We start from the raw sequence: 25271 nt of genomic DNA, 5'->3' as shown, positions 1-25271 counted from the left end.
GCGGGGGAGGCAGTTGGCTCACCCCGAAGGCGGCCATGGAGAATAACGACTGGGAGCAGGTCACCAAGCTCGCACAGGAAGCTGCCGGACTTAGGCGGGATTAGACGCATGTCGTCGTCGTTTTGCCAGCCCAGACGTTGGGCTGACAGGCGGTCAAGCGCGCTAGGGCGTGAGAAGGGCAACGGCCACTCCGCTATACGGCATTTTATTCAGGAAATCTGCAGCCCTCCGTTGATGTCATATGTCGCGGCCGTGATGAAGCCGGCGTCCTCGCCCATGAGGAACACCATCAGCGCGGCGATGTCCCGCACGGTTCCCACCCGGCCCACCAGGATGTCTGCCGCCATGGCGGCCTTTCGCTCCTCCGTCAGGGTTCCACCCATGATGTCAGTGTCCACGGGGCCGGGCGCCACACAATTGACGGTGACTCCGTGCTGGCCCATTTCCCGGGCCAGTGCCCTGGTGAAGCCGATGATCGCAGCCTTTGAGGCACTGTAGGCCACCTTGGAGTAGGTGCCGCCTCCGCGCTGGGCGGAGATGGACGAGACGCTCACGATCCTGCCCAGCTTCCGCTCGATCATGCCCCTGAGCACGCGCTGGGTGACCAGAAACGTGCCGGTCATGTTGATCTTGAACACCCGCTCCCAGGCCTCGAGCGTCTCGTCCATGAATTCCGTGGGTGAGCTGATGCCTGCCAGGTTGGCCAGGCCTATGATCGGCGGCAGCGTGGATTCGACCTCATCGATGGCAGCGTTGACGGCTGCCGGATCGGACACATCAGCTCCAACCCCGACCGCCTTGACGCCGTAGACGTCGGTGATTTCCTCCGCCGCCTTCCGCGCCGCGCCGCCGTCGATGTCCAGGATCGCAACCGCCCAGCCTCCGCTGGCGAGCATTTCCGCCGTCGCCCGTCCGATGCCGCGCGGGGAGGCGGCGCCGGTCAGCACCGCCGTCCGCTCAGCCGGGAACTTTGCTTGCTGAGTCATGTCCTCAAGCCCCTTGTCGCCTGGTTGTCAGTTCTTGATGTCGAAGTCGTCGGCAGCTACAGCCTCCTCGCCGACGGTGGCCGGCGTACCGGGCTTCACATGCCCTTCCGGACGCTTGCGTGCGTAGAGATAGGTGGCCACAGCGGTTATGCCGAGGCAGGCTGACAGGAACACGAGGCCGGAGCGGTTGTCTCCGGTGGCGTCATTGAACAGCCCCACGGCGTAGGGAGCCACGAACCCGCCGAGGTTACCGAGCGAGTTGACCATCGCCAGCCCGGCTGCTGCCGCAGCGCCGACCAGGGCCGTCGCAGGCATTGCCAGGAACGGGGCAATGGCGGAGTAAATACCCATTGCCGCCAGCGTCAGGGCCAGAAGTGCCAGGATCGCGTTGACCTGGACCAGGTAGCCGGCGGCAAGGAGGCCAATGGCCGCCATGACCATGCTGAGAGTCGCATGAAGGACCCGGTTGCCGGTCCGGTCCGAGCGCTTGCTCCAGAAGTACACGAAAACCGCCGCAATTGTGTAGGGGATGGCAACGATAAAACCGACCTGAGTGGTGGTGAAGTCGCCCAGTGCGGCAACGATCGTCGGCATCCACAGCCCGAGCCCATAGATACCGCAGACCAGTCCGAAGTACAGCGCGGAGTAGGCAATGGTCCGCGGGTCCTTGAGGCCGGCCAGGAAGTGATGCGGCCGCCCCTTCTGGTGTCGGGCAAGCTCATCGTCCATGGTTGTGGTCAGCCATTCGCGCTCGTCGTCGGCCAGCCAATGCGCCTGGCTGGGGCGGTCAGTCATCAGGACCGGGGTCAGAATGCCGAGGATAATAGCCGGGATGCCTTCAATGATGTACAGCCACTGCCACCCCTGGAGGCCCCAGATGCCGTCCATCTGCAGCAGCAGGCCTGAAACGGGTGCGCCGAGGGCGTTGGAGATGGGCTGCGCCAGGATGAAGATGCCCAGCACCGTGACGCGCTGGGCGGACGGGAACCACAGCGTCAGGTAGAACAGGATGGCCGGGAAGAACCCTGCCTCGGCCGCGCCCAGCAGGAACCGGATGATGTAGAAGCTGGTCTCGCCGGTCACCAGGCACATGGCCGTGGCGAAGATACCCCAGGAGATGAGGATCCGGGCGATCCATTTGCGGGCGCCGAACTTGTACATGCCGGCGTTGCTCGGGATTTCCAGCAGGGCATAACCGAGGAAGAAGATGCCTGCGCCAAGGCCATAGGCAGATGCACTCAGGCCAATATCCTCGCTCATGGTCAGCTTCGCGAAGCCGACATTGTTCCGGTCTAGATAGGCAATGAAGTAGAGCAGGACAATGAGCGGCATAATGCGGCGGCGCACCCGGCGCAGAGTGCGCTGGCCCAGCTCGTCGAGTTGATTAGCAGGATTACTGGAAGTCATGGTGCACCTCGCTGTCAGAGACGAGCCCGCCGGGTTCCTCAGCGGAACAGTTCAGGTTTACCACTCTGTGGCGCAATAGTCACCAAATTTGGTGCATCCGTGTGTACCCGGGTGGGGTTCAGTTGATGGGGGCGGGGCCGAGTTCGTCGATGAGCTTCTGCATGGCCACGTACGCCTTGTTCCGGTAGGCGATGAGCTCGGGCGTGCGCTCGGCGGGGACGTTGAGGAAGCCGGCACCGGTCTTGGTGCCCAGCTTGCCGGCCTCCACGAGGTCGCTGAGGATCTTCGGCGTCGCAAAGCGCTCCGGGAATTCCGTCTGCAGGGATTTGTAGCAGAAGTTGTAGACGTCCAGTCCTGCCATATCGGCGATGGCGAAGGGGCCGAAGAACGGCAGCCGGAAGCCGAAGGTGGTGCGGACCAGGGTGTCGATGTCCTCCGCCGTCGCGATCTCCTGCTCCACCAGCTGGGCGGCCTCGTGGAACAGGGCGTACTGGAGGCGGTTGAGCACAAAGCCGGTGACGTCCTTGACGACGGCGGTCTGCTTGCCGGCCGCATGCACGAGGTCACGGACAGCGCCGACGGTGGCCGCCGAGGTGCCGGCGTGGGGGATGATTTCCACGCCGGGGATGAACGGGGAGGGGTTGGAGAAGTGCACGCCCAGGAAGCGTTCCGGGTGCGCGACGGGCTCGGCGAGCTCCGCGATGGAGATGGTGGACGTGTTGGAGCCGATGATGGCGTCCGGGCGGGCGGCGGCGCTGATGCGGGCGAGGGTCTGGTGCTTGATGGCGATGACTTCGGGGACGGCTTCCTCGATGAAGTCGGCGTCCGCCGCGGCTTCCTCGATGTCCTTGGCGGCCCAGAGATTTTGCTCCAATATCCTCGTGGAGCCTTCCGGGAACAGTCCGTCGGCGACGAACTGATCGGATTCGGCCAGGAGCCGCTCGTAGTTCTTCTGGGCGACTTCGGCGGACACATCGGCCAGGGCCACGCGGGCACCGCCGAGCGCCAGGACCTGCGCGATCCCGCCGCCCATGTACCCGGACCCGACGACGGCGATTCGTCGTGAGCTGTTCGGCGTCTCGGTCATGGTCAGTCAGCCTCCGTGTAGTCGGATTCGTAGGAGCCGATCGCGTCCACCTTGGCGGCGGAGGAGGAGCTTTCGTCGAAGCGGTGGCTGAGCCATTCACCCACGAGTTTTTTGGCGAGTTCGAGGCCGATGACGCGCTGGCCCATGGTGAGGACCTGGGCGTTGTTGCTCAGGACCGAGCGTTCGACCGAGTAGCTGTCGTGCGCGGTGACGGCACGGATGCCGGGGACCTTGTTGGCCGCGATGGCCACGCCCAGGCCCGTGCCGCAGATCAGCAGCGCCCGGTCGGCTTCGCCGTCGGCCACTTTCCTTGCCGCGTTGACAGCGAGGTGGGGGTAGGCGGTGGCGTCGTTGGCGCCGACGCCGATGTCCACCACCGACGCCACGCGGGGATCCGCTTCAAGGAGGGCCTTCAGTGCGTTTTTGTATGCGACGCCGGCCTCATCGTTTCCGATGACAATGCGAAAACCTTCGGTGTCAGTCATTTCGTTGTGCTCCATTTCCGGCCCCTGAGGCCGTGTCGGATGTGGTCGGTTCAGGCTTGGCCCGAACCGACGCGAGGTGGCGGGCGATCCGCTCGGAGATCAAGGCGAAGGAGACCGCGCCGGGATCGGGGTTTCCGAGGCTCTTTTCCGCCAGCGGACGGGCGCGGCCCTTGAGCGGGCGGAGATCAGCCGTCCGGTCCGCGGCTGTCTGCGCGGCGGCAGCCGCGGCGGCGAGGGCATCGGGCAGGGACGTGCCGACGTCGAACGCCGTGAGGAAGGCATCCCGGAACGGCAGGAGCGCATCCACCATGGTCTTGTCGCCCAGCTCGGCTTTGCCGAGTTCGGTGATCGCGTCAACGAAGGCGGTGACCGCGGCGGCTGCGTCCCCGGCGGAGTAGCTGTCCCGGTTGCCCAGGGCCAGTCCGGCCGCGATGACCGCCGAGCCCCAAAGCGCGCCGGAGGTGCCGCCGGCGCGTTCGCTCCAGGCCTCCCCGGCCGCGGTGAGGACCCGTTCAACGGAGGCTCCGGCGGCCACAGCCTGCTCGGCAGCGGTGACCGCTGCCTCCACGCCGCGGCGCATCCCGATGCCATGGTCGCCGTCGCCGGCGATCGCGTCCAGCCGGCCCAGTTCCTCTTCGTGTTCGACGACGACCTCCCGCACCTGGCGGAGCACTGCGACGGCCTGCCGGCCCAGGTCCGCTGCCGCCGCCGTGGGGTGTTCAGTCGCTTCGGCGGCGGTCTCGTCGGGCGCGGCGAGTTCGCGGCGGGCGCGGGGTGCGAGGTTGCCCTTTCGGAACGCCGGGGTGTCGGCCGGGGCCGCCCAGTACTGCTCGAGTTCCTCGTCCAGCCAGAGCAGGGTCAGGGAAAGTCCGGACATGTCCAGGCTGGTGACGAGCTCCCCGCATTCGGGCTCCACCACGGTGAGTCCGGCGGCGAGGAGCAGCTTTTCGATTTTTCCGAACAGCAGGAACAGCTCGTCGTACTTGACGGTGCCGAGGCCGTTGACGATCGCCACGACCCGGTCGCCGGCGTCGTGGGGCTTGTCGGCGAGGAGTTTGGTGACGAGCAGGTCGGCGAGTTCCGAGGCCGTGGGCATCGGGTGCTCGGAGATCCCGGGTTCGCCGTGGATCCCCAGGCCCAGGGACATCTGTCCTGCGGGGACGGAAAATAGCGGCGCGTCGGCTCCCGGCAGCGTGCAGCCGCCGAACGCCACGCCCAGCGAGCGGGTGCGGTAGTTCGTGCGGATGGCCAGCCGTTCGACGTCGTCCAGGTCCAGTCCGGCTTCGGCGGCGGCTCCGGCGATTTTGAAGACGGTCAGGTCCCCGGCGATCCCGCGGCGCTTCCCGATCTGGTCCAGCGGGGCGCTGGCGATGTCGTCCGTGACCAGGACCGTGCGGGTCGGGATGCCCTCGGCGTTCAGACGCAGCTGGGCCTGGCCGAAGTGCAGGACGTCGCCGGCGTAGTTGCCGTAGCTCAGCAGGACACCGCCGCCGGCGTTGGCGGCCTTGGCCACCCGGTAGACCTGGCCGGCTGCGGGGGACGCGAACATGTTGCCGCAGGCCGAAGCCGCGGCCAGGCCGGGTCCCACGAGTCCGGCGAAGGCCGGATAGTGGCCGGAGCCGCCGCCGACGACGAGGGCGACCTGCCCGGCCGGGACCTCGGTGGAACGGACGACGCCGCCGTCCACACGGGCAACGTACCCGCGGTTGGCTGCCACAAAGCCGTCCAACGCTTCATCCGCAAAGTCGGCAGGATTATCGAAGATCTGGGTCATCGTTCCTCATCGAATCCGTCGGGGTAATCAGTTCTGGTGGCTACCGGCCGGTTGCTGCCGGCCCTGGGCCACCTGGCTCTTGCCCAGGGTGTAACCGTCGGTCTTGGGCAGGACCTGGCGGCGGAGGTAGTCCTGGTTGCTGGCCGTGACGGACAGGCCGTCGCCGCCGTAGTGCTCGGTGCAGAGGATGCCCTGGAAACCGACGGAGAGCGCCACCTTGAACGCCTCGCGGTAGTTGATGAGGCCGCTTTCCATCGGGGCCGGCATCGCGACGTAGGTGTCGCGGGCCACGTCCTCGTCGCGGATGTAGTTCTTCATGTGCCAGTAGTTGGAGTACGGCAGGGTCTTGGCGACCATCTCGCGCCAGTCCTCGATCGGGCGGTGCAGCCGGATGAGGTTGCCGATGTCAGGGTTGATCCCGACGTTGGCCAGACCGATGTCCTGGACCAGCTGGACGGAGGAATCCGCGGTGCCAAGGTAGGTGTCCTCGTACATTTCCAGCGAGAGCAGCACGCCGACATCGGCCGCGTGCCGGCCGAGATCCCGCAGGCGGGTCACGGCCTTGTCCCAGGTTTCCTTGTCCCCCACCGGGTCCTTGTAGCCTTCGACGGTCCAGAACCAGAGCTGCTTCTTCTGCTCCGCCGTGATGGCCTGGTGCAGCCCGAACGAGACCACCTCGCAGCCGAGCTCGGCGGCGGCGTCGATGGTGCGGTGGCTGTAGGCCAGGTTCGCTTCCCAGTTGCCTTCCTCGATGACGCTGCGGCGGATGGCGGAGATGACCGGGATGCCGATGCCCACGTCTGCGGCGGTCTGCTTGAATTCGGCAAGGCGGGCGGGGCTGAGGTCGCCGGGGCGGACCCAGCTGTCGGTGAGGTCCGCGTTGGCGAAGCCGGCGTCTTTGACTTCGGTGAGGACCTCGGCCCACGCGGAGGCCTCGGCGTCGTTGATCTCGGTTCCCGTGGCGTCGGTGCCGGGGAACTGCAGCAGGGCTGCCGTGATGGGCCAGTTTTCGGCGGTGTAAGCCATGGTGTTCACTCCTTCGTGAATCCCTGTTCCTAGGAACTGCGCCCGACCGGCAGCATGTAGTCAACGACACATTAACTGTCTTGGCGCCACTCAAAACCTATCGGGGGTGGCCCTTCCTTGTGAAGGGTCACTTCTGAGGCGGCCATGACTGCCGTACTGACCTGCTGAGGCTGGGGGACTTCAGCGCCGGTCGTCGATCACGTAGGCGCCGGCTTCATTTGGCGTCGGGCACACCGTCCCCTGACCCTTCCGCTGGCTTGAGCTTCCGGCGTCTGCCCCGGCGGCGGACTATCACCAGGCCAAGCACGACGATGGGGACCAGTACCCAGCCGCCGATGTCGAGAGCGTCACCGAGGGCATGGGCCAGTGCCCCCGCCAGATAGGCGAGGACGCTGAGGCTCGCGACCCAGGCAATGGACCCTGTGATGGTCCACAGCAGGAACTTGGGCCACGGCATCTTGGCAGCCCCCGCGGCAATGGCGCCCCAGAGCCGGACGACAATGATCCAGCGGCCGAAGAACAAGGCTGTGCCGCCGTGCCGTTCGAAGAACGACTCCAGCTGGACGATGCGACTCTCGTCGGCGTGGAAGCGCTGGGCAAGTCGCAGCATCAACGGGCGGCCGCCCACCCGCCCAAGTACGTAGCCAATAGTGCTCCCGATCATGGCGCCCAGGCTGCCGACAGCGATCACGGCAGCGAGGTTCAGATCTCCGTGGCGTGCCGAGGCGTAGGCCCCAAGCAGGACGGCCACGGCGGGAAGCGGCACACCGGCGCACTGGGCCAGCACTATCACGAAGACGCCGAAGTAGTACGCCCATTCGTCCGCAACCCCTGTTTCCGCGGCGACGAAGCCTGCCCAGCCGAGCGCCAGGAAGCGGAGGGCAGATAATCCGGTCATCGCTCACACCTCACTCCGCCAGTCCGCCGCGTCTTCCTAATGGCGGTCCCGCGCTGCCCGCGCCTATTTTGCGGTCGTTGCCCCCGCGACGACACCGGGATGGCCCTTATATACCCTTGTGGCCCTGGCCGCGTCAAGAGCACGCTGCAGTCACAGCCCGACCCGGTGCCGGCACCGCGACTCGGGTCGGATACTTTCACTGGACATCCGACCAGACCGAGGGCCCGGAGAACCGCAAGCCCTACCCCGGTGCGTGAATTCACCCGGAGCGGATGAGGTGCCGCACTTCACAGAGGGCACAGGATGGAGCTGCATCGGTCCGTCGGATCCCGTTTGACCGGCCCGGACTGTGAGGAACATCAGCGGAATCGGTACTAGCTTCACGACACGACTGCGCCGACCATGAGGCCGACGACAGAACATTTCAACGGAAAGCGGTGGACAAAATGAGTACTGCCCATCATCCGGGCGTTTCAACCGGGTGGACCGGTTGGGTCCGTTTCGCCGGAGTCATTCTGATCATCAACGGCGTTTTCAGCGGCCTTCAAGGTCTCGTCGCGCTCACCGGACCCGATACCTACTACTTGTCGACCCAGGGCGCGCTGTTCCTCTTCGACGCGAAGGGGTGGGGCTGGTGGAATGTGGCTCTCGGGGTGCTCCTGATCCTCACCGCTGTCGCGCTCTTCTCCGGTGCAACGTGGGCAAGGATCGTTGCTGTCGTCGTTGCGGGCGTCAGCGCGGTCGTTCAGCTGATGCTCATTCCGGCGCAGCCATGGTGGTCCTTGATCGTAATCGCCATCGACGTGCTGATCATCTACGCGATCATCGCCCACGGCGACGAGCTCCGGACCGGAGAAACGCCCTCGAACGTCGCCTCCTAAACCGAAAGCAAACGAGTTTCCGCTTGACCTGGATGGCAAGGGAAACCGGCAGGGTGCTCCCGTTCCGCACCGTGACATCCCGCGCCGGCGCTCCGATGGGACCGTCCCGGCGCAAGGGCGATGCGCTCACCACCCGTCCGTGCCCGGGCCACCCTTGAACGGCCCAACGATCTTGGTGGTGATCCAACCGCCGTAGAAGTCCCCCTCCTGGGAGGTCACCTGTTCACCGTCGACCTCGCAGGAGTCCATGTGACCCGGGTAGAGGGCGACCCGGGTCCTGAGCGCCTCGAAACCCCGGGCGGGTACCGGGTAGGTCCACCCGGCACGGGGAACAACGCCGCCGCCGGCAACGACATCGAAGTAGTGCGCTTCCCCCTTGAACTCGCAGAAGGTTGTGCCCTCGACCGGGACGAGTACACCGGCAGGGAAAGCCTCAAATGGCAAGTAGTAGACAGGGGGATGACTCGTCTCCAGGACGCGCACTGCATCGGTGGTGTCGGCAATAGCCTGCCCGCCAAGCCGCACGATAACCCGTTCCGATCTCGGCTCGACCCTTGGCGGCCGCGGGTAGTCCCACACCGATTCCTGACCGGCCTTGGGTTTGATGGGCTGGGGACGCCGGAAGAAGCCGGAAACACCGTGAGTAGGAGTCATGTCCCCATGCTCCCATCCTCTGCTGGGATGCCGCCGTGAAAGCCAGGTCTCCACTGGCTCAGGCGGCGGAAAGTGCAGCGAAGGCAGGTGACGGGGCCGGAGTTGGGAATCGGAGACGATCACCGCGCCGGGATTGCCGACCGCGCACGGGTCGGACGTGTCGCACCCGGGGACGGGGGCAATCGCCGGTAACCTGCCAAGGGAGTCTTGGAAGGGGCGGTGTTGTGGACATTCTGAGCGGCGTAAGCGGCGACTCGTTGAAGGTCCTGGTCTGGCTGTCGGCCATTGCCACAGGGCTGCTGCTGTGTTTCTGGCGGCCTAGCCGCGTTGACTTGGCTGCGCTCGGCTCCGTCCTCGTCTTTACCGTGGTCAACATCGCAGCGGGTGTATACGTCCTATCCCATCTCGGTGATTCGCGCTGGGGCGGCGGCGCGGAAGAGCGGCTGGACGCTCCCTCGCTGGCTGACACCCCTGTTGTTGGACAGTTCCTCGGCCCCTTGGACGTGCTGCTGGACGGTGTAGTGGAAGGAGTGAATGAATTCACCGATTTCCGGGCCTCGCTGCCGGTCGCAGTGGAATTCCTGGCAGCAGCCGGCTGGGCCCTCGCTGTTGCCGTGCCCCTGGGCCTGTTGGCGCTCGTGGTGAGCTACCGGGACGCCCAGCGCCGTAAGGCCGAGTCTGCGAGATTCAACTTGCAGGTCGAACAGCTCAGCACTGAACTCGACGAAATCAAGCGCCACCTCGGTTACCCGAACCGGGGTTAGCCCCGGAAGTGCATCCCGGAATGGGCGGGCCCCGGGGGCTTTCGGCCCGTGACAGCGGACTCGGCGGTCTGGAGGATTGCCCGATGACGAAGCGACAAAACTGGAAACAGCCCTACACGCCAGCTGCAGTGATCGCAGGGCTGGTGGCATCCGGCTACCTGTTCCGGCGCTTTCAATTGCGCTGGGGTGCCACCCCCGCCGAAGCCGACGGCGGGCTTCCGGGCGACGACTTCATGTCCGTTGCCGGTCTGCAGTCAACGCGGGCGATCACCATCGAGGCTCCGCCGGATGCGGTGTGGCCCTGGTTGGCGCAGATGGGTCAGGGACGCGGCGGACTCTACAGCTACGACTTCCTTGAAAACCTGGCCGGTTTGGACATCCACAGTGCTGACCGTATCCACCCGGAGTGGCAGGACATCAAGGCAGGCGACCGCTTTCACCTGGCACCGGCTGCTTCCGCAGACTTGGAAGTGGGGTTGGTGGAGCCGGGCAACGCCTTTGTGCTGCGCGTTCCTCCCGGTTCCCCTCCCGGCCCGTTCGATTTTTCCTGGGCATTTGTCCTGAAGCCCCGGCCCGACGGCGCCACCCGGCTGCTGGTGCGGGAGCGCTATGCCTACCGGCAGTGGTGGGCCCGGTGCCTGGTCGAGGCGGTGGAGGTTGCCAGTTTCATCATGTCCCGGCGGATGCTCCACGGTATCAAGAGCCGCTCAGAGGGCCACGTTTTGTAGCGTTCCTTGAGCCGCTGGGGGATGGCCGTCACTTGCCGTCTGGGGCGGGCCCGGTCAAGCCAATCTCTGAGCAACGCGGCAAGGAGTTCTGGCCGTTCGTGCATGAGTGCATGGCCTGCGCCGTCTACTACCGCCAGGGTGGCGTGCGGATAGCGCTCGAGTAGGTCCATTGCGTCGGTATACCCGACGACCGAATCGCGTCGTCCGGCCGCGATCAGGGTCTGCGCCGGGAAGGTGGCCGATCCGACGTCGACCGTCCATGCGGCGAAGATCCGGCCCAGCCGGGTCGCGTCGACGAGCGTCTTGCCCGGCACGATATGGCTGCGGTAGCGGCGGGCGGTGGCCGGTGGGCGCACGACGAAGTATTCATCGAAACCGTACCGTTGCTCAGGTTCGAGTTCGTCCTATGCCGTGGTCAATCTCGTCCAAACCTCCCAAGAAAGCAGCGTGCGGATCATGATGTGGGCGGAATCCCGTTTAACGCGCAAGACGTGCCACTAGCGATCTTGGCGTTGGGACTTGGCGTGGTCCGCGCGTTCAAGCAGTCGGGACACCATGTAGCCGGTGACGAGGCCCCAGAACGCCGGATGGATGTTGAAGAGACTCAAACCGGAGATGGTCACGACGAATGTCACCAGGGACCCCAGGGTGAAGGCTGTGGCGAAGGCGGTCACGAAGGCCTGCTGGAGAGCCCGCAGCATCGCAATGCCGCCTAGGGCCAAGATGAATTCCTTGGGCGTGGCGAGCATGAGGCGGGTGAGGGTGGGGGCCAGGAGGGCACAGACCATGGCCAGGATGCCGAACACGACGGCAGCTGTGTACTGCCGCTGCCTGCTTCCCGAGGAGGTCATGAGGGCGTTGGTGGGCCCGGTCACGCAGGCTGAAACAGCGCCGCAGCAGGCGTTGAGCAAGGAAAACGCGCCGGAAACGATGGCAAAGACGTTGACCGGCGGATTGTGGCCGGCGGCGCGGAGCACGGCGACGCCCTGGCCATTCTGAACAAACAACACGGTGAGGGCCAGGGGAACAACCAGCTCGAGCTGGGCAGCCCAGGTGAACTCAGGAAGCGTGAAGACGGGCGTGGCCAGGATTGGTCCGCCGTCCCGGAGGGCAAATTGACCACTCGCCGCCACTGCGAGGCAACCGACCACGAGGGTGCCGAGCACCGGCGGAACGAGCCTGCCTAGGGCGGGCACGGCTGTGAGGACCAGGAAAGCCGCCACCATCGGGACAGCAACCACAGGGTTGGCCTGGGTTGAGGCGACGATGTCTGTGCCGAATTTCAGGAACACAGCGGCCACCATGGCCATCACGAGGGGCATCGGGACGGCCGCCATGATGCGGCGCGCCATTCCGGTGGCACCCAGGGCGAGGATGAGAACAGCGGACGTGAAGAAGGCGCCGACGACCTCAGGAAAGGACAGGTGCTGCAGCGACGGGCCGAGGAGCACCGTGCCGGGAATGGACCATGCGAAGCCCAGGGGCTGACGATAGAGGAGCGACATGAAGACGGTCGCGGCCCCGCCCGAGAAAAGGATGGCAAACACCCAGGAAGCGAGCTGGCCCTGGGTAAGTCCTCCCGCTGCTCCAACGGCCAGGGTGACCGCTATCGGGCCGGAGCTGGAGAAGATGAGACCGATCACCCCATTGGATACATAGGGAGTGCCCAGGTCACGGAGGAATTGGCGTACGCCTGCGGGGCGACCCTCGGGGCGTTCAAGCAGCGGTTGGGACTCCGCAGCCACAGCGGCCTCCGCGTGGGGCATGGCGGGCGGGATCAGACGGGATCGCGGCATTCTGGCTCCTGGGATCGGCGGAAAAATACTGGCGCCCCGGAGGTGACACTCCGGGGCGCCTTCCGTGCCAGATCCGGGGCCGGCACCGATTGCGAGGGGTGGTTCCTACTTGTGCTGGCCTTCCTTGGCGAGGACGTAGTCATAGACCACTTCTTCGCCGGTCTGGCCGTCCGTGCGTGGACGCGGGTCCAGCATCAGCTCGGGCTTGACTGCCGATGCGATGTCATCGGCGTTGTGAGCATCGCCGGGGAAGTACAGCTGCTGGGTGACAGGCTGGAAGCCGGGGGCGGAGACCTTGATGTGGATGTGCGCCGGGCGCCAGGCGTGCCACCCGGCCGCGTTGATCAGCTGTCCGCAAGCTCCGTCCGTGGGAATCTGGTACGGCGCCGGGCGCATCGTGTTGATTTCGAAACGGCCGTCGTCGTCTGCCTTGACCGTGGCGCGGAAGAGCCACTCGGGGAGGCCCGGGGCGTACTGGGAGTAGAACCCGGCGCTGTCCGCGTGCCAAATTTCCACCTGGGCTCCCTGGATTTCATTGCCTTCGGTATCAGTGAAGTGGCCCGTGAAGTGCAGCGGGGTGCCCTCCTCGTCCTCGCGCATCTCCACGGTGCCAGGGCTCTGGAGTACGGGGGAGCCGGGCACGTAGTAGGGTCCCTCGATGGTGCCCACGGTGCCTGGACGGTCCTGGGAGTTGACGTCCTCGACAGTGTGTTCCAGCCACACGTCCAGGAACAGCGGCCATTCCCCGTCCGTCCCTACCTTGATCAGCCAGGCCTTGAGGGCGTTGTATTCCTCGTAGGTGACCTGGTGTTCGACGACGATGTCGTTGGCGGCCTTGATAAGTGCCCCTGCCAGCAGGCTCACCCGTTCCTTCGGCACATCCAGATGAGCGAGCTTTCCTGAGGCGGTAAAGCGTTCGGTGGCCTTTGAGCCGGCTTCGACGGCAGTGCCCTCGTCCTCTGTGCGGGTGTCCGCTTGGGTCTCAGTCATGGTGTTCTCCATACTCTTCATTGAACAGGGGAGGAAAGATTCCTGCACCCGTTGCGAGCCTCCGTGCGTCAGGATTTGAATCCGCGGTGACGTGGCTGCGCGTGATGTCTGTCTCATGGTAAGCCTCGCGATCAGGACGCCACAAATATCGATTTGGGGGCTTTTATGTCATAAAGCCTACATAGTTGCACCCTTGGTCGAACCTAGGTATTTGCCTGATGTGAGGGTGGTCACGATAGGACAAAATTGGCTGACAACGTTCCCCGTCGGCGCCACCGTCTGACCCGGACCTGCCGCCAATCCGCACAGCACTCTCCAATGAAGGAGCAGCCATGACCGAGAACCTGAACCATGTCCGTGAGGTCCTTGCCGACGCAGTGATCGACGACCGTGAGAACGGCGTCATCCGGGCCAAGCGCGAAATTTTCACCGATCAGGAGATTTTCGAACTGGAGATGAAGCACATCTTCGAGGGCAACTGGGTTTATCTCGCGCACGAGTCCCAGATTCCCAACGTGGGGGACTACTTCACCACCAACATTGGCCGCACCCCCGTGGTGATTACCCGCGACAAGGACGAGAACCTTAACTGCATCGTCAACGCATGCTCCCACCGCGGCGCCATGCTGTGTCGCCGGAAGACGGACAACCGCACGACGTTCACTTGCCCGTTCCACGGCTGGACGTTCAAGAACTCCGGTGAGCTGCTGAAGGTCAAGGACTCCCGCAACGCCGGCTACCCGGAGAGCTTCAACAAAGAGGGTTCCCACGACCTCACCAAGGTTGCCCGCTTCGAGTCGTACCGCGGCTTCCTGTTCGGTTCCTTGAAGGCTGACGTTCTCCCGCTCAAAGAGCACCTGGGTGACGCCACCAAGGTGATCGATTCCATCGTGGATCAGTCGCCGGAGGGCCTCGAAGTGCTGCGTGGGGCATCCACGTACACCTACGACGGCAACTGGAAGGTGCAGGCCGAGAACGGCGCCGACGGTTACCACGTCACGGCCGTGCACTGGAACTACGCCGCCACCACGGCCCGCCGCAACTCCGGCGACTCCGCCAACACCACCAAGGCCATGGACGCCGGCAAGTGGGGCAAGGTCAAGGGCGGCTTCTATTCCTACGATCACGGTCACCTGCTGCTGTGGCAGGAATGGACCAACCCGGAGGACCGCCCGCTGTGGGACCGCCGCGAGGAGCTCGTTGCTAAGTACGGCGAGGAGATGGCGAACTTCATGATCAACATCTCGCGAAACCTCTGCCTGTACCCGAACGTTTACATCATGGACCAGTTCTCCTCGCAGATCCGGCACTTCCGTCCCATCTCCGCGGACCAGACCGAGGTGACGATCTACTGCATCGCACCCAAGGGCGAATCGCAGGAGAACCGGTCCAAGCGCATCCGGCAGTACGAGGACTTCTTCAACGCCACCGGCATGGCCACCCCCGACGACCTCGAGGAGTTCCGGTCCTGCAACAAGACCTACTGGGCCACGTCGGCGCCGTGGAACGACATGACCCGCGGGTCCACCCACGAGATTGCCGGCCCCGACGAACAGGCCAAGGCGCTGGGCATGACCAAGGTGATCGCGTCCGGCGTGCGGACCGAGGACGAGGGGCTCTACCCGATCCAGCACGGGTACTGGAAGGAAGTCATGGACCGGGCCCTGGCGGAAGAGGAACAGTCCGCACTGGACACCGTTCCTGTCACCGCCTGACCTAGACCACGTGGAACCAGAGAGAGTGCATAACCCATGACAAACCTGATCAGAACAGTTGCGGCGCTCAAGAGCGCTGAGGAGATCGCCACCCTCGAAACCGTCCGCGCCTTCCTGTACAAGGAGGCCCGGCTGCTGGATGAACGCCAGTTCGATGAATGGCTTGAGTGCTACCACCCGGACTCCGAGTTCTGGATGCCCGCATGGGACGTCGACGACCGGTTGACCGAGGACCCGCAGAACGAGATCTCGCTCATCTATTACGATAACCGCGGCGGCATTGAGGACCGTGTCTTCCGGATCAAAACAGACCGGTCGTCGGCAACCTCCCTCCCGGAGCCCCGCACCGGGCACAACCTCACAGGCATCGAGATCGTGGAGCACGACGGCGACCAGGTGAAGGTGCGCTTCAACTGGTTCACCCTGTACTTCCGCTACAACACAACCGACACCTACTTCGGGACCAGCTTCTACACGATCGACCTCGCCGGCGAGGCGCCGGTCATCATGAAAAAGAAGGTCATCCTGAAGAACGACTACATCCACCACGTGGTGGACGTCTACATGATCTAACGGCCGGGCGCCGGTGCCCGGCACTTCCCGGGCACCGGCGTGCACGGTTCCGAACCCCGTGCCCACCGGGCACATCCGCACTTTCCGGGTCGCGACGACGCGACCCCCAGCAGGAGGAAATCATGGGCCACAAAGTAGCCCTCAGCTTCGAAGACGGCGTCACTAAAGTCATCAAGGTAGGCGACTACGAGACGGTGATGGACGCCGCATACAAGGCCCGGATCAACATTCCGTCAGATTGCCGGGACGGCGCCTGCGGCACCTGCAAGGCCTTTTGCGATTCCGGCTCCTTCGACCCCGGCGACTTCATTGACGACGCGATGACGGAGGACGAACTCGCCAAGGGCTACATGCTGACCTGCCAGGCGGTCCCGGAGTCGGACCTGGCCATCCAGATCCCTGCCACGTCGGCATCCGCGAAAACCTCGGCCACCACCTTCACGTCCACCATGACGGAACTCAACAAGCATTCGGAAACCACGGTTTCCTTCAGCCTGGAGGTCGAAAACCGCGACGCCCTGGCCTTCCTCCCGGGCCAGTACGTCAACCTCAAGGTCCCCGGAACCGACGCGGAGCGCTCCTATTCGTTCAGCAGCGGCCCCGAGGTTCATGCCGCCTCCTTCATGGTGCGGGTAACGCCGCAGGGCGCGATGTCCGAGTACCTGCGCGACCGGGCGGCGGTGGGCGACACCATCGAACTCACAGGTCCCTACGGTTCGTTCTTCCTGCGGGAGCCCAAGCGCCCCCTGCTGCTCCTGGCGGGCGGCACCGGTCTGGCCCCGCTCTTGTCCATCCTCGAGAAGCTCACCGAGAACCCGCCGTCGACGCCGGTCCACCTGATCTACGGGCTGACCCGCGAGGCAGACATCGCCGGCCTCGACTGGCTGCGGGAATATGAGGCGAAGCTGCCCGGATTCACCTGGGACTACATTGCCTCCGAACCCGGAACGTCCGCTCCCCACACCGGCTATGTCACGCAGATCATCGAGCCGTCCCATCTGAACGACGGGGACGTTGACATCTACCTGTGCGGCCCGCCCCCCATGGTCAATGCCGTGTCGAAATGGCTGGACGCCGAGGGCATCAAGCCCGTCAACTTCTACTTCGAGCGCTTTGCCCCGAAGGAGGCCACCGGCGGCGACGCCGAGACCGGTGCACCGGCAGCCGTGGAAAAGATCCAGGCCGAAGGCGACACGATGACCCGCAGCGAGGCCGTCTCGTCCCTGGAGACCGGACGGCTGGATTTCCGCAAGGAGGACAGCTTCGCCCAGCTGGACGCCCGCATGGGCCTGGAGCTCGCCGTGAGCGAGCTGATGCTGGGCCGCCTCACCGAGGAACAGCTGCACCAGTTCCGGCGGCTCGCCGAGGCCACCACCCGCTCTGTGGCGGGCGGCGTCGTTCAGGAACCGGGTGAGTTCGCGCGGACCAACGAGGAGTTCCACGAATACCTCTTTATGATCTGCGATAACCCCATGCTGCTGGAGTCCTACCGCCGGCTCGATGTCCACGCGCAGATGGCTGCGGCCTTCGAGATCGGGACGCACATCTTTGAGCGGGTCACGCGGGACCACGTTGATGTCGTTGATGCCTTCGAGCGTCAGGACAAGGCGCGGGCGCGGGAGGTCATCATGGCCCATGCGCACGACGCCAAGGAAACCATGGCTACGGCGATCGATGCCAAGGCTGGCCACTGATGACGCAGCCATATGCTGGTCAGTTCATTACTCCGGGCCGCTATGCCGGCAAGGTAGCCCTTGTGACCGGCTCCGCCCAGGGCATTGGCCAGAAGGTAGCGGAGCGGATCGGGGCCGAGGGCGGCGCCGTTGTCCTCGTGGACCGGTCCGACCTGGTCCACGAGGTGGCGCAAGGGATCGAGGAGGCCACACAGGGCTCCGGTTCAGGAGGCTCGGCCTCCGCCGTGACCGCAGATCTTGAGACCTTCGCAGGTGCGAAGCAGGCCGTGGAGGCTGCGCTGGCCGCCCATGGCCGGGTGGACGTACTGGTCAACAATGTCGGCGGCACGATTTGGGCCCGCCCGTACGAAGAGTACGACGAGGAGAAGATCGAGAAGGAGATCCGCCGCTCACTCTTTCCCACCCTCTGGACCTGCCGGGCTGTGCTGCCGGCCATGCTGGAACAGGGCTCCGGCACCATCGTCAACGTTTCATCGGTGGCCACCCGCGGGCTGCACCGGGTGCCCTATGCGGCGGCGAAAGGCGGAGTCAATGCCCTAACGCAGTCGTTGGCCATGGAGGTGGGCGGACGCGGCATCCGCGTGGTCGCAACCGCCCCGGGGGGTACCGATGCGCCGCCCCGCAAGGTCCAGCGGGGGCCGGAGGCCGAATCCTCCATGGAAAAGGCCTGGTATCAGGTGATCGTCGACCAAACCGTGGATTCTTCTTTCTTCAAGCGCTACGGGACCTTGGACGAACAGGCCGCGCCGATCGTATTCCTTGGATCAGATGAAGCGTCTTACGTCACCGGAACCATCCTTCCAGTTGCTGGCGGGGACTTGGGCTAAGGCCACGGGTGATGAATTCCCGCAGCCCGGGCCGGGCGGTCCGCACCAGTAGGATTGCGGTCATGACGTCGGGCTCCATAAGCGGTGAAATGGCAGAGGACCTTCCGCTCGTCGGCCGGCGGGGGGTCTTCGAGGAGCTGTTGGAGATGCTCCGGACCGTCCGCAAGTCAGAAGTGGGCGCAGTGGTGATTTCCGGGCCATCGGGCTCCGGGAAGACCGCAGTGCTCGATTTATTTCTTGAGCACTGCCGCACCGGCGTCCGTGGTGTCCGCGTACTGTCCGCCATGGGCGACGAGTGGGAGGCTCAGTTTCCCCTCGCCGGTTACTCCCAGCTAATGCTCACGGTGCCGCTCCGCTCGGCCAAGGATTACGACGGCGGCCCGCCCGTTCCCTCGGGCCCCGTCGCGGCTCTCACCCCGGCCCAGGTGGTCAACTACGCGTCGACGCTGAGCGCCCACCTGGAAGGGCTGCAGTCGCACGGCACCGTAGTTGTCGCCGTCGACGACGTTCACAAACTCGACGCCGAGAGCCTGCGCATCCTCACCTTCGTCATGCGCAGGCTGCACGGAAAACGGATTCTGTTCCTGCTCACGATCAACCCTGATGACGCTTCACGTGTCCCCGTAGGTGCGCTGGACTTCCTTTCCGGTCATCAGGTCACCCGTATCCCGCTGGATCCGCTCACTCCGCAGCAGGTCCAGCATCTTGCCCGGACAACGCTCGGCATCGACCTTAGTGCCACGGCGGCCCACGGGCTGGTCCAGCACACCGGCGGAATTGCGCAACCGGTCGTCGAGCTGCTCCGCGAGTTACCAGCGGAGACGTGGCAGTCGTGGTTTCCCTCCCTGCCCCCGACCTCCCGGGTGCGCGCCCGGATGCGCAGCGTACTGGCAGCGGCGTCTCCCGGGCTGGTCTCTCTGGCAGAGGCTGCGTCCGTGCTTGGACGCAGCGCGGGTCTGGCAGAGGTTTCCCAGGTCAGCGGGCTGGAGTCGGTCATGGAGGTACTCGACGAGGGACACCGGGCAGGGCTGCTGGGGCTGACTGTGGATCAGGCCCGTTCTTCCGTGGTGTTCTTTGAACCAGGCACAGCCGAGGCCATCTACGAACAGATCGTCCCCAGCCGGCGCATAGCGCTGCACCGGCTGGCAGCTGAGGCCGTACAGGCCGAGGGTGAGCGTCTGGGTCACCGCGTCGCAGCGACTCCCGGTCCAGACGAGGCCCTTGCTGAGGAGTTGGAGGAGTATGCCCGGGGCCAGGCCGTGCTGGGGGTGTGGCAGGATGCCGCGACGGCACTGTTCTCCGCGTCCCGGCTTTCGAAGGACAACCGGTCCCGGAACGACAGGCTGTTGAGGGCCGTGGATGCCCTGGTGGGCTCCGGCAACATAGCCCAGGCGCAGATGTGGAGCGCGGCAGTGGACGCCCTGCCGTCCTCACCGCTCCGCTCCTCAGTCCTGGGATACCTCTCTACCGTGTCCGGACAAAATGACAGCGCGCAGACGCAGTTGGAGATGGCCTGGCGCACCTGCAACCCGCAGCGTGATCCCGCGGCCGCGGCGCAGGTCGCGCAGCGCTTCGTCCTGCACGGGGTAGCGTCCTGGGACGGCCCGCTGATTACCGGCTGGGCTGAACGGGCTATGGAACTTACGCAGCCGGGAACTCCCGCGCACATTGAATCAGAGGCAATCTACGGCTTAGGCCTGTATGCGCAGGGCCGGCTTTCGGAGGCGGAGGCCTCCTATCACCGGGCCTTCGAACATGCTGCCGAAAACGCCCAGAAGCAGCGGGTCCAGATGGGTGCCGGCTGGCTGGCATTGCGCCTTGACAACGTTGAGTCGGCGTTGGTGAACTTCGAGGCGGCTGCTCCCACTGAATACCGTGGCGGCTCGATGCGGATTTCTCTCTGGGCCGAGGCCTGGCTGGCGCGCACCCACCTGGTGCTTGGCAACTGGGATGCGGCTGCCGCCACCGTGGCGCGCGCCTCCGTCCGCCTCGAGACCACGCGGATGCCGCTGATCCGGCCCCTGCTTTACTGGACTGCTGCGGAGCTTTGGTCCATGCGGGGGGACTGGGACCGGGCCCGATACTACGTTTCACAGGCCGCAGTGCAGCCGGGGACCTACCGGGCCATGCAGGTGCCGGCAAGCCTTGCCCGGGCCCGCTTCCACGAGGCGCGGGCCGACTATGAAGGTGCTTTGGCTGTGCTGCAGCCGCTGACGGAGCTGGACCCCTGGACGGAGAAGCGGGTGTCCTTCTGGCCCTGGCAGGACACCTACGTCAACGCCCTGGTCATGACTGACCAGCTCGACGCCGCCGACTCGTTCCTCACCGCGTTTGAACGGGTCCCGCGAGAGCGGGAAGTGCCGTCGGATCTGGCGCGGATGGCGTGGGCAAGGGGCCGGCTTGTGGCCGCCCAGGGGGACCCTGACACTGCCAGGGAACACTTCGAGGCGTCCCTGGGCCACCTCCGCGGACTTAACCGGCCGTATTTGCGGGCCCGGATCAGCTTTGCCTTCGGCCAGAGCATGCGCCGGGCGGGCAAACGTCGTTTGGCGTCCTCGGTCCTGCGCGTGGCCCGAGATCTGTACGACACCCTTGGGGCGGCCACCTACGTGGAGCGGTGCGACCGTGAGCTCAAAGCAACAGGTCTCGACATTGGTAACCTGCCCGATCCGGCCGATCCCGTGCTGATGGCGGCCAGCGAGCACCACCTACAGCTAACAGTGCAGGAACGGGCGGTGGCCGAACTGGTAGCGGCCGGGGCCACCAACAAGGAGGCTGCCCGCGCCCTGTTCCTGGCGGAGAAGACGGTGCAGTACCACCTGACCCGGGTCTTCCGGAAAATGGGGATCCGCTCCCGCAGCGAACTTGCGGCTGCGTTCCGGGCCAAGGACTGACCCGGGACACAGCTTGTTCTGATGCAAGCAGGGGTAATTCGGCCCGGCGTTTACTTGACGTCGGACGGGTGCTTGGCGAGCGGCACCACCGAGATGGCCATGAACGGGAACAGCGGCAGGTTCTGCAGGATCTCGTGAAGTTCGTCGTTCGAATCGACGTCGAAGATTGAGTAGTTGGCGTACTCCCCAACCACCCGCCAGATTTCCGGCCACTTTCCCGAGCGCTGCAACTCATGCGAGTAGGCCTTTTCCTTGGCCTTGATCTCCGCGGCTTCAGCGGCGGGGAAGTCGGCGGGCAGGTTTACGTCCATGTGGACAAGATATTTCACGGGTGTACTTTCGGAAGTTGGGATGTTATCGGTCTGAGCGGTACAGGGAGAGCTTGTCTTCATCAACAGCTGTGCCTACGCCCGGTCCCTCGGGAACACGGATGCGACCGCCGGTGATGGCCAGTGGTTCGGCCAGGAGGTCGTCGGCCATGTCCAGGTAATTGGACAGCTCCGCTGCACGCTTGGCCGTATGGGCGAAGGCGGCGCCGAAGACCACCGAGGCAGCCGTGCCGACCTGGGTGTCGATCTGGTTGCCTATGTAAACATCGATGCCCATACCTTCGGCCATCCCGACGATTTTGGCCGCCTCGGTAAAACCGGACCGGGCCGTCTTGACAGCCAGGAGGTTTGCGCCGCCGGTGAGGATTTCCCGTGCGGCCTCACCAAGATTGGCGGCAGACTCGTCCGCGGCAATGGGGATGGGGGAGTTCGCCACGAGGCGACGGCGCCCGAGGACTTCGCGCGCATCGTCGGGCTCCTCCAGGAACTGAAGTCCCAACTCCGCCGTGCGTCGCAGCACCTCTGCGGCCTCGTTGGCGGACCACCCGCGGTTGGCGTCCATGTAAAGCTCAGCGTCCTCGCCAAGCCCATCCCGCAGTACCCGGGCGGCCTCGATGTCGAGGTGAAGGGGGCGGCGGCCGGTCTTGAGCTTGAACGTGTTGATGCCATAGGTCTCGCGGAACCCCAGCGCCAATGCCAGCAATTCCTGGGCAGGCTTGAAGCCGAGCATATGGGAGACCCGGAGCGAGTCGGAGTACCCGCCCAGCAGCTTTGTGACCGGCTGCCCGAGAGTCTTGCCAATGACGTCCCACAGGGCGATATCCACGGCTCCCTTGGCCGTCTGGTTGTGGACAGTCCGGTTCAGGATCTCCTGGACCTTCTCGCGGTCAAAGATGTCGACCCCGATCAGCTGCGGGGCAAAAATATCCTCTACTACCGCGACGATGGACTTCTGCGTCTCCCCATAGGTGTAGGGGCGCGGCGGTGTGTCGGCAGTGCCCACGACCCCGTCGTCGGTGCGAAGCCTGATGAGCACATGGTCTGCCTCGTGCATGGATCCGGAGGCGAAGTGCAGGGGGTGGAGATAGGGGATCGAGTAGGGAATCGCCTCAATGGCTGCGATCTTCATCAGCGGGTCAACCTTTCATCAGTGGGAAACGGTGCGGGGCCGGGGTGCGGGGGCAGGTGCCCGGGCTCTGCAGTCGCGGTGTCAACGACTTCGAGGAAATTCTGCAGCAGGGCGGAGGGATGCCCTCGCATCCAGGCGACTGCGAGTTCCACCGCAGGGACGTTTTCAATCTCCCGGTAGACAACGCCTTCGAGTTGGATGGCCCGCACGCTGGACGGCATGACGGCCACCCCGCCCCCTGCGGCCACAAATGCCAGCATCGTGGAGGTCTCTCCTACCACTTGGGCAATGCGCGGCCGGAAGCCCGCCTGGCGGCACAAGTCTGACGTGGTGCGGTAGAGCACAGACTCGGGTGCATAGGCGATGAACTCCTGGTCCTGCAGTTCGTGCATGGCCACATTCCGGTCTATCGCCAGGGCGCTGAACGAGGGAAGCGCGACGACGAGCGGCTCCTTGGCCACAATCCGGTAGTCGATGTCCGGGGACGCAACGGGGGGGCGCAGCAACGCGGCGTCCAACGTACCCTCCCGCAGCCCTGCTTCCATGGAAGGTGTGAGCATTTCGCCGTGCAGCGCCAGGGACAGTCCGGGCAGGACCTGCTTGGCAAGGCGGGCGATCTGCGGCATAACGCCGTAGGTTGCCGACCCTGAGAAGCCCACCCTCAGAACGCCGGTGGCGCCCTTACCCACTTGAGAGACATCGGCCTGAAGTGTCGCCAACTCGTTGACGATCTGCCGACCGCGATCCAGCAGGAGTTGGCCAGCCGCTGTGAGGTCCACCCTCCGCGTGGTGCGGTTGAGCAACTTCACGCCGAGCTGGTCCTCCAACTGACGGATCTGCTGCGAGAGAGGTGGCTGCGCCATGTGGAGGCGCTTGGCGGCGCGGCCAAAGTGCCGTTCCTCGGCAACCGCGATGAAATAGTTCAATTGGCGGATGTCCAAGGTGCTGCCGTCCTTCTGCCGGGGACCGGCCTCAAGGATGCTGCCCTGTGCGCGGTGATTAGTTCAAATAATAACCATAATAAGCACTACTAGGTCATTTAGCACGCGTAATAATGTCAGGGCAGCATCACGCGGGCTACCTGAGTTGCTCCGAAGGGATGCTGTCCCTTGTCCGCCCTTCGACGATCTCCTCCACTCTGTGCTCGGCTTCCTCCAGCTTTCGCTGGCGGGGGACCAAAATGGTCACGACTGCGCCGACGAGGGCTACGGCCCCATAGATATAAAACGCTGTGGCCCCGCCAATGCCTGCGGCAGCCAGCCAGCCACCGATGATGGGTCCAAGTATCCCGCCGAAGCGTCCCACACTGGCACACCATGCCACGCCAGCGGCCCGGGCATTGGTGGTGTAGTAATTCGACTGGAATCCATAAATCAGGACCTGGGTGCCCAGTGTGCCTACCCCGGCGAAGGCGATGAAGGTGAACAGCAAGGGCAGCGGGAAGCTGAAGGTCATCAGCACCAGGCTGATGGTCGCCAGAACAAAGGTGGAGGCGATGACCCGCTGGGGGCCGCCCTTGTCAGCGAGACGCGAAAGCAGGAGACCGCCCGCAACGGCACCCAGGTTCAGCGCCAGGGGGAAGAACAGGGAGTATGTGCGCCCGTAGCCGTAGCCTTCCATGATTTTCGGCAACCATGTGTTCAGGCCGTAAGTCAGGAGCAGGCCACAGAACGACATCAGGCCAAGCAAAATGGATGGCACAGCGAACTGCCGGGAGAACACTGCGGCGAAACCTGTTTTTTGCGGTGCGGCGCCCACCTGCTGAATGACCCGTTCCTCGATAAGCGGAACGCCGGTGCGTTGGGAGGCGGCCTGGGCTTCCTGCTCACGGCCGCGGGCCAGCAGCCAGCGCGGAGACTCAGGGAGCTTGAACCACGCGATGGGCACGAGGAGGACGAGGGGTAGGGCGCCGATCATGAACAGCCCGCGCCAGCCGATGTCATTGAGCAGCAGGATGCCCAGGATTGATGCCAGGACGCCGCCTGCAGGGACTCCGGAATACACAATTGCGTTGTAGAACTGACGTCTTCCGGCGGGTGCGAATTCAGCCATGGTGGCGCCGGCAGTAGCGATGACCACTCCCAGGCCAAGCCCGGTAACAAACCGCAAGGCTCCAAAAGCAGTGACGCTGGTGGCAAAGGCCGTGACGAACATGCCCACGGAGAACCAGGCGATGCCCAGGAGCATCAGCCGGCGCCGGCCGAAGAAGTCGCCGACTGCGCCGCAGACCAGGGAACCCACAAGGACTCCGATGAGCGCCCAGGACCCCAGGAGGCCGGCGGCGACTGTATCAAAAGCGCCGATCTGGCTCGGGTCCGCAAGCAGTCCCGGAAGGACGGTGCCGTAAATAACGAGGTCGTATCCGTCAAACACGAGGGCCGTGCAGATGATGAAGGCGACCCAATTCGCCGTGCGCGCCTCCTTTTTTGGATTTTCGGCTACAACGGCATGTGGTTGTGTCATGGTGCCAGGTCCTCTCTGCGCGAAGTGAAGACGGAGCGGCGCAGCGAAGGATCTTCGGGGCCGACTTCCGATTGCTTTCAGCCTGACAGAGGTGTGATTCAAGTCATATGAGGGAAATGCCCGGCTTTTCGCTCGGGGGTTATTCATATGCTGCAGATATCAAACAGGCTT

General features: G+C 64.8%; 22 protein-coding genes. 8 read left to right on the top strand and 14 right to left on the bottom strand.

Annotated features, from left to right (window positions below; translation table 11 throughout):
• Positions 1–209: 209 nt before the first annotated feature.
• The 7 genes from J2W14_RS16130 to J2W14_RS16100 all read right to left on the bottom strand — a co-directional run bounded on the left by J2W14_RS16130 (position 210) and on the right by J2W14_RS16100 (position 7663).
• The gene (locus tag J2W14_RS16130) at positions 210–986 is read right to left on the bottom strand and encodes an SDR family NAD(P)-dependent oxidoreductase (protein ID WP_307464346.1); all 777 of its coding nucleotides are present in this window, start codon (positions 984–986) and stop codon (positions 210–212) included.
• Positions 987–1013: 27 nt separating this feature from the next.
• Positions 1014–2393, bottom strand: coding sequence for an MFS transporter (locus tag J2W14_RS16125; RefSeq protein WP_307464344.1), 1380 nt, complete (start codon positions 2391–2393; stop codon positions 1014–1016).
• Between the two features lie 118 nt (positions 2394–2511).
• Entirely contained in the window at positions 2512–3480 is a 969-nt protein-coding gene (locus J2W14_RS16120; RefSeq protein WP_307464343.1) for a 3-hydroxyacyl-CoA dehydrogenase family protein, read from the bottom strand.
• A gap of 2 nt (positions 3481–3482) precedes the next feature.
• Positions 3483–3965, bottom strand: a complete 483-nt coding sequence (locus J2W14_RS16115; protein WP_307464341.1) for a ribose-5-phosphate isomerase — start codon at positions 3963–3965, stop codon at positions 3483–3485.
• A complete protein-coding gene (gene dhaL, locus J2W14_RS16110) occupies positions 3958–5739 on the bottom strand; it encodes a dihydroxyacetone kinase subunit DhaL (protein WP_307464339.1) in 1782 nt (593 codons plus the stop codon). The genes J2W14_RS16115 and dhaL overlap by 8 nt, the downstream gene beginning before the upstream one ends.
• 27 nt (positions 5740–5766) lie before the next feature.
• On the bottom strand, positions 5767–6765 hold the full coding sequence (locus J2W14_RS16105) for a sugar phosphate isomerase/epimerase family protein (RefSeq protein ID WP_307464336.1): 999 nt from the start codon (positions 6763–6765) through the stop codon (positions 5767–5769).
• Positions 6766–6979: 214 nt separating this feature from the next.
• Complete coding sequence (locus tag J2W14_RS16100; protein ID WP_307464335.1) at positions 6980–7663, bottom strand: DedA family protein; 684 nt, start codon at positions 7661–7663, stop codon at positions 6980–6982.
• 446 nt (positions 7664–8109) lie between these two features.
• Here J2W14_RS16100 and J2W14_RS16095 point away from each other — a divergent pair, with 446 nt between their 5' ends.
• Positions 8110–8544, top strand: a complete 435-nt coding sequence (locus J2W14_RS16095; RefSeq protein ID WP_307464334.1) for a DUF7144 family membrane protein — start codon at positions 8110–8112, stop codon at positions 8542–8544.
• 126 nt (positions 8545–8670) lie between these two features.
• Here the strand turns inward: J2W14_RS16095 and J2W14_RS16090 are convergent, their stop codons facing one another.
• Entirely contained in the window at positions 8671–9198 is a 528-nt protein-coding gene (locus J2W14_RS16090) for a DUF427 domain-containing protein (protein ID WP_307464332.1), read from the bottom strand.
• Positions 9199–9422: 224 nt separating this feature from the next.
• On the opposite strand from J2W14_RS16090, the gene J2W14_RS16085 reads away from it, so the two are divergent.
• Together J2W14_RS16085 and J2W14_RS16080 are read left to right on the top strand one after the other, a co-directional pair.
• Positions 9423–9962, top strand: coding sequence for a hypothetical protein (locus tag J2W14_RS16085; RefSeq protein ID WP_307464330.1), 540 nt, complete (start codon positions 9423–9425; stop codon positions 9960–9962).
• A gap of 83 nt (positions 9963–10045) precedes the next feature.
• Positions 10046–10690: an SRPBCC family protein gene (locus tag J2W14_RS16080; protein ID WP_307464328.1), complete on the top strand. Its 645-nt coding sequence runs from the start codon at positions 10046–10048 to the stop codon at positions 10688–10690.
• Between the two features lie 497 nt (positions 10691–11187).
• On the opposite strand, the gene J2W14_RS16075 is transcribed toward J2W14_RS16080, so the two are convergent.
• Both J2W14_RS16075 and catA read right to left on the bottom strand, forming a co-directional pair.
• A complete protein-coding gene (locus tag J2W14_RS16075; protein WP_307464380.1) occupies positions 11188–12456 on the bottom strand; it encodes a benzoate/H(+) symporter BenE family transporter in 1269 nt (422 codons plus the stop codon).
• Between the two features lie 135 nt (positions 12457–12591).
• The gene (gene catA / locus J2W14_RS16070; protein ID WP_307464326.1) at positions 12592–13488 is read right to left on the bottom strand and encodes a catechol 1,2-dioxygenase; all 897 of its coding nucleotides are present in this window, start codon (positions 13486–13488) and stop codon (positions 12592–12594) included.
• 320 nt (positions 13489–13808) lie between these two features.
• On the opposite strand from catA, the gene benA reads away from it, so the two are divergent.
• From benA to J2W14_RS16045, 5 genes are all read left to right on the top strand, one after another.
• Positions 13809–15191: a benzoate 1,2-dioxygenase large subunit gene (gene benA / locus J2W14_RS16065; protein WP_307464324.1), complete on the top strand. Its 1383-nt coding sequence runs from the start codon at positions 13809–13811 to the stop codon at positions 15189–15191.
• A gap of 36 nt (positions 15192–15227) precedes the next feature.
• On the top strand, positions 15228–15764 hold the full coding sequence (gene benB / locus J2W14_RS16060) for a benzoate 1,2-dioxygenase small subunit (protein ID WP_307464321.1): 537 nt from the start codon (positions 15228–15230) through the stop codon (positions 15762–15764).
• 122 nt (positions 15765–15886) lie between these two features.
• On the top strand, positions 15887–17458 hold the full coding sequence (gene benC / locus J2W14_RS16055) for a benzoate 1,2-dioxygenase electron transfer component BenC (RefSeq protein ID WP_307464320.1): 1572 nt from the start codon (positions 15887–15889) through the stop codon (positions 17456–17458).
• On the top strand, positions 17458–18285 hold the full coding sequence (locus tag J2W14_RS16050; protein WP_307464319.1) for a 1,6-dihydroxycyclohexa-2,4-diene-1-carboxylate dehydrogenase: 828 nt from the start codon (positions 17458–17460) through the stop codon (positions 18283–18285). Before benC ends, J2W14_RS16050 begins: the two co-directional genes overlap by 1 nt.
• A gap of 89 nt (positions 18286–18374) precedes the next feature.
• Complete coding sequence (locus J2W14_RS16045; RefSeq protein ID WP_307464318.1) at positions 18375–21179, top strand: ATP-binding protein; 2805 nt, start codon at positions 18375–18377, stop codon at positions 21177–21179.
• A gap of 50 nt (positions 21180–21229) precedes the next feature.
• Here the strand turns inward: J2W14_RS16045 and catC are convergent, their stop codons facing one another.
• From catC to J2W14_RS16025, 4 genes are all read right to left on the bottom strand, one after another.
• The gene (gene catC, locus J2W14_RS16040; RefSeq protein WP_307464316.1) at positions 21230–21508 is read right to left on the bottom strand and encodes a muconolactone Delta-isomerase; all 279 of its coding nucleotides are present in this window, start codon (positions 21506–21508) and stop codon (positions 21230–21232) included.
• Positions 21509–21533: 25 nt separating this feature from the next.
• Complete coding sequence (locus tag J2W14_RS16035; RefSeq protein WP_307464313.1) at positions 21534–22637, bottom strand: mandelate racemase/muconate lactonizing enzyme family protein; 1104 nt, start codon at positions 22635–22637, stop codon at positions 21534–21536.
• Positions 22637–23578, bottom strand: a complete 942-nt coding sequence (locus J2W14_RS16030; RefSeq protein ID WP_307464311.1) for a LysR substrate-binding domain-containing protein — start codon at positions 23576–23578, stop codon at positions 22637–22639. Before J2W14_RS16030 ends, J2W14_RS16035 begins: the two co-directional genes overlap by 1 nt.
• A 136-nt stretch (positions 23579–23714) precedes the next feature.
• Positions 23715–25100: an MFS transporter gene (locus J2W14_RS16025; protein ID WP_307464309.1), complete on the bottom strand. Its 1386-nt coding sequence runs from the start codon at positions 25098–25100 to the stop codon at positions 23715–23717.
• Between the last annotated feature and the right edge of the window lie 171 nt (positions 25101–25271).

It is taken from the genome of Pseudarthrobacter oxydans, from assembly GCF_030812335.1.
GTDB classification, from domain to species: domain Bacteria; phylum Actinomycetota; class Actinomycetes; order Actinomycetales; family Micrococcaceae; genus Arthrobacter; species Arthrobacter oxydans_B.
Note: the sequence above shows the minus strand (reverse complement) of the source record. Positions and strands in the feature narration are given on the sequence as shown.

What these genes read in the sequence shown, in the direction of transcription:
- J2W14_RS16130 (WP_307464346.1), bottom strand. Translation starts at nt 986, where the DNA reads ATGACTCAGCAAGCAAAGTTCCCGGCTGAGCGGACGGCGGTGCTGACC.
- J2W14_RS16125 (WP_307464344.1), bottom strand. Translation starts at nt 2,393, where the DNA reads ATGACTTCCAGTAATCCTGCTAATCAACTCGACGAGCTGGGCCAGCGC.
- J2W14_RS16120 (WP_307464343.1), bottom strand. Translation starts at nt 3,480, where the DNA reads ATGACCGAGACGCCGAACAGCTCACGACGAATCGCCGTCGTCGGGTCC.
- J2W14_RS16115 (WP_307464341.1), bottom strand. Translation starts at nt 3,965, where the DNA reads ATGACTGACACCGAAGGTTTTCGCATTGTCATCGGAAACGATGAGGCC.
- dhaL (WP_307464339.1), bottom strand. Translation starts at nt 5,739, where the DNA reads ATGACCCAGATCTTCGATAATCCTGCCGACTTTGCGGATGAAGCGTTG.
- J2W14_RS16105 (WP_307464336.1), bottom strand. Translation starts at nt 6,765, where the DNA reads ATGGCTTACACCGCCGAAAACTGGCCCATCACGGCAGCCCTGCTGCAG.
- J2W14_RS16100 (WP_307464335.1), bottom strand. Translation starts at nt 7,663, where the DNA reads ATGACCGGATTATCTGCCCTCCGCTTCCTGGCGCTCGGCTGGGCAGGC.
- J2W14_RS16095 (WP_307464334.1), top strand. Translation starts at nt 8,110, where the DNA reads ATGAGTACTGCCCATCATCCGGGCGTTTCAACCGGGTGGACCGGTTGG.
- J2W14_RS16090 (WP_307464332.1), bottom strand. Translation starts at nt 9,198, where the DNA reads ATGACTCCTACTCACGGTGTTTCCGGCTTCTTCCGGCGTCCCCAGCCC.
- J2W14_RS16080 (WP_307464328.1), top strand. Translation starts at nt 10,046, where the DNA reads ATGACGAAGCGACAAAACTGGAAACAGCCCTACACGCCAGCTGCAGTG.
- J2W14_RS16075 (WP_307464380.1), bottom strand. Translation starts at nt 12,456, where the DNA reads ATGCCCCACGCGGAGGCCGCTGTGGCTGCGGAGTCCCAACCGCTGCTT.
- catA (WP_307464326.1), bottom strand. Translation starts at nt 13,488, where the DNA reads ATGGAGAACACCATGACTGAGACCCAAGCGGACACCCGCACAGAGGAC.
- benA (WP_307464324.1), top strand. Translation starts at nt 13,809, where the DNA reads ATGACCGAGAACCTGAACCATGTCCGTGAGGTCCTTGCCGACGCAGTG.
- benB (WP_307464321.1), top strand. Translation starts at nt 15,228, where the DNA reads ATGACAAACCTGATCAGAACAGTTGCGGCGCTCAAGAGCGCTGAGGAG.
- benC (WP_307464320.1), top strand. Translation starts at nt 15,887, where the DNA reads ATGGGCCACAAAGTAGCCCTCAGCTTCGAAGACGGCGTCACTAAAGTC.
- J2W14_RS16050 (WP_307464319.1), top strand. Translation starts at nt 17,458, where the DNA reads ATGACGCAGCCATATGCTGGTCAGTTCATTACTCCGGGCCGCTATGCC.
- J2W14_RS16045 (WP_307464318.1), top strand. Translation starts at nt 18,375, where the DNA reads ATGGCAGAGGACCTTCCGCTCGTCGGCCGGCGGGGGGTCTTCGAGGAG.
- J2W14_RS16035 (WP_307464313.1), bottom strand. Translation starts at nt 22,637, where the DNA reads ATGAAGATCGCAGCCATTGAGGCGATTCCCTACTCGATCCCCTATCTC.
- J2W14_RS16025 (WP_307464309.1), bottom strand. Translation starts at nt 25,100, where the DNA reads ATGACACAACCACATGCCGTTGTAGCCGAAAATCCAAAAAAGGAGGCG.